This is a genomic window from Shewanella sp. 4t3-1-2LB (assembly GCF_017368415.1).
Taxonomy (GTDB): Bacteria; Pseudomonadota; Gammaproteobacteria; order Enterobacterales; family Shewanellaceae; genus Shewanella; species Shewanella fodinae.
In genome coordinates this window covers 23,326-29,756 of the sequence record NZ_JAFNJD010000053.1, presented here as the reverse complement: position 1 = coordinate 29,756, position 6,431 = coordinate 23,326, and the positions used below count along the sequence as shown (strand labels likewise).

Genomic DNA, 6,431 nt, shown 5'->3' with positions numbered 1-6,431 from the left:
ACTCACCCGTCCGCCGCTCGCCGGCAGAGTAGCAAGCTACTCCCCGCTGCCGCTCGACTTGCATGTGTTAGGCCTGCCGCCAGCGTTCAATCTGAGCCATGATCAAACTCTTCAATTAAAAGTTTTTTGACTCTAATGAATGACTGTTCTATTCGAACACTCTTCAGTGAGTTTTAAATCGTTTTGCGATTTTATTCACTGCGAGTGCCCACACAGATTTGCTTGTCTCATCAATTGTTAAAGAGCGTTGTTCGGGCTTATCTCCGAACAGGGACGTGCATTCTACACCACCCCAACTTGGCGTCAAGTGGCTTGCGCCAATCTTTTTTCGCCCAGACAATTCAGCTTCGCTGCCTTGCCTGCAACACCGCCAGCGTGTCGCTGTTGCCGTGTCAGTGGGTGCGCATTATAGGGAGCTTAATCTTTTGTGCAAGAGGGAATTTCTAATTATTTTTTTAATAGTTGATTTTGCGAGCAAATACCCACAAATGACCAACCATCAACACACATAAAATTCACATTTGACGGTAAAAAGACCATAAACATACCTTTTTACTGTTTGCGATATTACTTTTTACGCGTGTCATCGGCGGTGACCGAGCTATTATTCGAGTGCTCAGTATCTGCCATGTCATTCTGAAATAGCTCTTCTTCCTTATCCCCGACGACATCAGACACCTTAAGCTGCTTAATATTGCGCATCGTCATAACGGGACCAGAACAGGCGTAGATATAAAACAGACAGCAAAGGATCAATGCGGGATCCACCGACACCACCACAAAAACGGCCACCATTAGCAGCATCACCAGAAAATTGACTTTACCGCTCCAATCTACCTGTTTGAAGGAGTGGTAGCGGAAATTGCTGACCATTAATAAACCGGCACCCGCGGTAATTAAGGCAAACAGCCAGGAAACGCTACTACCATCAATCCCATAATCCTGCCCAAGCCAAACACTCCCGGCAATGATGGCTGCCGCAGCCGGACTTGCCAAACCTTGAAAGAATCGTTTATCGGCAACACCCACTTGTGTATTGAAGCGCGCCAGTCGTAAGGCTGCTCCAGCACAATAAATAAAAGCCGCCAGCCAGCCAATTTTGCCGATATCGGCCAATCCCCAGTTGTAAGCGATAAGCGCCGGAGCCATGCCAAACGATACCATATCAGCCATCGAATCGTATTCCGCGCCAAAACTACTCTGGGTATTGGTTAATCGCGCCAGACGCCCATCCAACCCATCGAAAATCATCGCGACAAAAACGGCGATAGCGGAGGCCTCAAAGCGCCCGTTCATCGACGCGATCACGGCATAAAAGCCGGCAAACAACCCGGCAGTCGTCAAAAGATTGGGTAACAGATAGATCCCTTTGGATTTTACTGTTGGCTTAGTGATATTTTGCATACACTTAATGAATCCACATGTTTGCTTTAATGTATTCAAAGATAACACAGTTGTGGTAACCCTGAACCTCTGGCAGCAACGGAATTTGACTATGATAAGGATTGGCCTGATATCTGCGATATTGGTAATACTTTACAACCCGTTTGGCTTTGCCGCGGACATATATAAATGGGTCGATGACAAGGGTGTTACTCACTATAGCCAACAACCTCCCGTGGATAAGCAAGTAAAAACGTTAGACAGTACCGCTATTGAACCAGGGAAAATAGGTACAGTCGCACCAGTGAAGAGGGAAGCGACACCTGAGCCTAGCCAAGCGGAACAGGATGCCGCCGCCATAAAAGAGCGAGATCAAGCCCAAGCCCAGAAGTTATGTGACAGTGCCAAGTTTAACCTCGATGTGCTGCAAACCCATACCCGACTGCAACGTAAAGATGACAAAACTGGAGAGCCAGTGCGCATGACGGAAGAGGAACGGCAAACCGCAATTAAAGAACAACAAGAACGCATTCGCTTGTTCTGCACTAAAAAATAACAGGTATAAGAAAGGAGCGTTGGTACGCTCCTTTCTTTACTCAACCTATCTTAGGACGAAACAACCATTACTGATGAAACGTAAGTTCATCACCTAGTAAATCCACCTTGATAGGTTGCCCCGGCAGTAATTTACCTTGCAACAAACGTTGAGCTAATGGATTTTCCACTTCCTGCTGAATTGTACGTTTCAACGGCCGCGCACCATATACTGGGTCAAAACCAGCTCTGGCAATATATTCCAGTGCAGCCTCACTCACCTGTAGATCATACTCTTTTTCCAGCAAGCGCTTACGCAACAGCTCAACCTGGATCCGCGCAATATTCTTGATATGCTCGGCACCCAGCGGATGGAACACCACGGTCTCATCAATCCTGTTCAGAAACTCCGGCCGGAAGTGATGCTGTACCACGCCCAAAACCAAGGCTTTCATTTCACTGTAGCTATGTTCAGCAAAACCTTCCTGGATTAAATCAGACCCTAGATTAGAGGTCATGATCACCACAGTATTGCGAAAATCCACCGTACGCCCCTGACCATCGGTCAGTCGCCCATCGTCCAATACTTGCAACAGGATATTGAACACATCTGGATGCGCCTTTTCCACTTCATCCAGCAGGATCACAGAGTAAGGTTTACGACGCACTGCCTCGGTCAGATAACCCCCTTCTTCATAACCGACATATCCTGGAGGGGCACCGACCAAACGTGACACTGAGTGTTTTTCCATAAATTCTGACATATCGATACGCACCATGGCGCTTTCGGTGTCAAACAGGAATTTCGCCAGTGATTTACACAGTTCGGTTTTACCCACCCCGGTTGGCCCCAAGAATAGGAAAGAACCAATCGGCCGGTTAGGATCAGCAAGGCCCGCGCGGCTACGACGAATGGCATTAGCAACCGCATCGACCGCTTCATTCTGGCCGATCACTCGTTCATGCAGCGCTTCTTCCATATGCAGCAGTTTTTCACGTTCACCTTCCAGCATTTTAGAAACCGGAATACCAGTAGCTTTTGACAACACTTCGGCAATTTCAACATCGGTAACCTTGTTACGCAGCAGTTTCATATCCTGCATTTCTGCCTGCGATGCTAGATCCAGCTGTTTTTCCAGTTCAGGGATCCGTCCGTACTGTAACTCAGACATACGCGTTAGATCACCAGCACGCCGAGCCACTTCCAAATCCAGTCGCGCCTGTTCTAGGTCGGCCTTGATATGTTGTGTGCCTGCCAACGCAGCTTTTTCGGCATGCCACACTTCGTTGAGTTCTGCGGCTTTTTCTTCTACATCGCGCAACTCTGTGCGCAAGTGCTCCAAGCGTTTACGACTAGCTTCATCGTTTTCCTTCGACAGTGCCTGTTCTTCCAGTTTCAACTGAATAGCTCGGCGTTCCAAGCGATCCAGTGGCTCAGGTTTGGAGTCAATCTGCAAACGGATGCTGGACGCCGCTTCATCGATCAGGTCGATAGCTTTATCTGGCAACTTACGGTCAGAAATATAACGGTGCGACAGCGTAGCCGCCGCCACAATGGCTGGGTCAGTGATCTCCACATGATGATGCAGTTCATAACGTTCTTTCAGCCCACGCAGGATAGCAATGGTATCTTCAACGCTCGGCTCATCCACCAGCACTTTCTGGAAACGCCGTTCCAACGCGGCATCTTTTTCAATGTACTGCCGGTATTCATCCAAGGTTGTCGCACCAACGCAATGCAATTCACCACGTGCCAATGCCGGTTTGAGCATATTACCCGCATCCATGGAGCCTTCAGATTTACCCGCGCCAACCATAGTATGCAGTTCGTCGATAAACAGGATCACCTGCCCTTCTTCCTGCGATAGCTCATTCAGCACTGCTTTTAGCCGTTCTTCGAACTCACCCCGATATTTGGCACCCGCAACCAGTGCGCCCATATCCAGTGCCAGTACCCGTTTGTTTTTAATGCCTTCCGGGACTTCACCATTGATGATACGTTGCGCCAAGCCTTCGACGATGGCGGTTTTACCGACACCAGGCTCACCAATCAACACCGGGTTATTTTTACTGCGGCGCTGCAGCACCTGAATAGTACGGCGAATCTCATCGTCACGACCAATCACTGGGTCTAGCTTGCCCTGTTCGGCACGCTCCGTCAGATCAACGGTGTATTTCTTCAATGCTTGGCGCTGATCTTCAGCGTTCGGGTCATCCACGTTCTGCCCGCCACGCATCTGCTCAATGGTTTTTTCCATCAGTTCTTTAGTGGCACCAGCCTGTTTCAAGCAGTTAGCCAGAGTGTCACTGCCTTCCAGCGCCGCCAGAATAAACAGCTCGCTGGAGATATATTTGTCTTTACGTTTTTGCGCCAGCTTGTCGCAAAGGTTCAACAGCCGGATCAATGCCTGAGATAACTGCACGTCACCACCAGTGCCTTCCACCTGTGGCAGACGTTCCAGCTCTTTGGTCAGCAGCGAACGCAAGCTACTGACTTGGATCCCGGCCTGGGTCAATAGGGGATGAATCGATCCCGAATCCTGATTCAACAAAGCCATCATCAGATGGATAGGTTCAATGAACTGATGATCGCGTCCGAGCGCCAGTGATTGAGCATCTGAGATAGCAAGCTGAAATTTATTGGTCATACGATCAAGTCGCATACAGCCTCCTGAAAATCTCAAAATAAGGGGGAATAACTTTGTTACCTTAAAGATGGGGATAGCTAGCGCCAATTCAAGTAAAAACCACAGAAAAAGTGGTTAAAATTCACGCCAGATAAGAGAAGCCATACGGCCAGTATCGCGCTCACGACGATAAGAGAAAAAGCGTGCAGATTGCTGGTAGGTACAGGCAGATGCCGCATAAATCTGTGAGACACCCGCGGCCTGCAAGCGCAAGCTTGCCAGCGCTTCCAACGAGGCCAAAAATTTATCGCCATGTGGGGTAAAACAACTGGCGGCACCTGGCGTCGAAGTGATAAACGCTTCTCGCACCTCGGCACCCACTTCAAATGCCTGCGGACCAATTGCTGGTCCAAGATATGCCTGTAGTTGCGATCCCTGGCGGAAATGAGCAATTCCGGCTTCCAGCACACCCGCATTCAACCCGCGCCATCCGGCATGCAAGGCAGCCACTTGGGTTCCATCTGTGTCACACAGCAACACTGGCAAACAGTCAGCCGTCATAACAACGGCAACTTGTCCTACCGTATCCGCATAGCTGCCATCGGCAGTACGATTATCATCCTGCCCTAAATGAACCACACGGGTGCCATGTATCTGTTCCAGCCAGGCAGGTTCTGCGGGTAATTGCAGTTGCTGCTGCAACAAATGGCGGTTGTGTTTTACTGCTGCAGGATCATCACCAACGTGCATTCCCAGATTTAGGCTGTCAAAAGGCGGCAGACTGACACCATCTTGTCGGTCAGTCATCGCTATTCTGATATTTGGGGGAAGTGGCCAGTGATGTGCCAATATCACAACATATCCTCGGGATGCTCTTCTGTATCTTTACGCAAGGCTTTGGTCAGTTGCACCATATCATCGGGGATCGGCGCTTGCCAACTCATCACTTCACAGGTCAGGGGATGCGCTAGTTCTAAACGCACTGCATGCAACGCCTGACGCTTGAAGTTTTTCAGAACTTCAATAAATTCCGCACTGGCCGCTTTGGGCGGACGCGGACGCCCACCATAAACCGGATCGCCCACCAGCACATGCCCAATATAGGCCATATGCACACGGATTTGATGCGTCCGACCAGTTTCCAAACGCAAACGCAAACGGGTATGGGCGCGGAATTTTTCCGCCACACGATAATGGGTCACCGCTGGCCGCCCAGAGTGCGTTACTGCCATATGCGTGCGTTTAGTGGCGTGACGGCCAATGGGTTCATCCACCGTACCACCGGCGGTCATCGTTCCAATGACAATCGCTTCATATTCACGGGTGATTTCCCGCGCTTGCAAAGCTGCCACCAGGTGTGTCTGCGCTTCAACTGTTTTCGCTACCACCATCAGCCCGGTGGTATCTTTATCCAAACGATGCACAATGCCTGCACGCGGCACATGTTCTATCTCGGGACAATGATGCAGCAAAGCATTCATCAAAGTGCCATCGCTGTTGCCAGCCCCTGGATGCACCACCAGCCCTGCCTGTTTATTGATTACGATGATATGGTCATCTTCATAGACAATATCTAAATCAATAGGCTGAGCTTCTGCCTGGGTTTCTTCCTCAATAGTGGCGTTAATTTCCACTATTTGTGACTCCAGCACTTTTTCCCTTGGACGGGTAATCGCTACGCCATCAATAAAAACATTTCCAGCCAGAATCCAGTCTTTTAGACGGGTTCGGGAGTAGTCAGGAAATAATTCTGCCACTGCCTGATCTAATCTCTGACCGGTTTGGGTTGCTGATATCTCGCTTTTTAGATTAATCTCTTGGGTCATAGGAACCGTCCCCAATTATTGGGGTCATAGAACTGTGTTATCGTTTTAACACGGAAATTTG

At 49.4% G+C, this 6,431-nt stretch carries 5 protein-coding genes and 1 rRNA gene; 1 reads left to right on the top strand and 5 read right to left on the bottom strand.

Annotated elements, in window-relative coordinates:
* Both J3L11_RS16730 and pssA read right to left on the bottom strand, forming a co-directional pair.
* Positions 1-118, bottom strand: a 16S ribosomal RNA gene (locus J3L11_RS16730); the annotation flags it as partial.
* Between the two features lie 449 nt (positions 119-567).
* Positions 568-1,404: a CDP-diacylglycerol--serine O-phosphatidyltransferase gene (gene pssA / locus J3L11_RS16725; protein WP_207571710.1), complete on the bottom strand. Its 837-nt coding sequence runs from the start codon at positions 1,402-1,404 to the stop codon at positions 568-570.
* Positions 1,405-1,495: 91 nt separating this feature from the next.
* Between pssA and J3L11_RS16720 the strand changes: the two genes are divergently transcribed.
* Positions 1,496-1,939: a DUF4124 domain-containing protein gene (locus tag J3L11_RS16720; protein WP_207571709.1), complete on the top strand. Its 444-nt coding sequence runs from the start codon at positions 1,496-1,498 to the stop codon at positions 1,937-1,939.
* A gap of 67 nt (positions 1,940-2,006) precedes the next feature.
* Here J3L11_RS16720 and clpB read toward each other — a convergent pair whose 3' ends face one another.
* The 3 genes from clpB to rluD form a co-directional block, all read right to left on the bottom strand.
* On the bottom strand, positions 2,007-4,580 hold the full coding sequence (gene clpB / locus J3L11_RS16715) for an ATP-dependent chaperone ClpB (protein ID WP_207571708.1): 2,574 nt from the start codon (positions 4,578-4,580) through the stop codon (positions 2,007-2,009).
* A gap of 99 nt (positions 4,581-4,679) precedes the next feature.
* The gene (pgeF, locus tag J3L11_RS16710; RefSeq protein ID WP_207571711.1) at positions 4,680-5,396 is read right to left on the bottom strand and encodes a peptidoglycan editing factor PgeF; all 717 of its coding nucleotides are present in this window, start codon (positions 5,394-5,396) and stop codon (positions 4,680-4,682) included.
* Positions 5,396-6,370, bottom strand: a complete 975-nt coding sequence (gene rluD, locus J3L11_RS16705) for a 23S rRNA pseudouridine(1911/1915/1917) synthase RluD (RefSeq protein ID WP_207571707.1) — start codon at positions 6,368-6,370, stop codon at positions 5,396-5,398. Before rluD ends, pgeF begins: the two co-directional genes overlap by 1 nt.
* Positions 6,371-6,431: the final 61 nt, after the last annotated feature.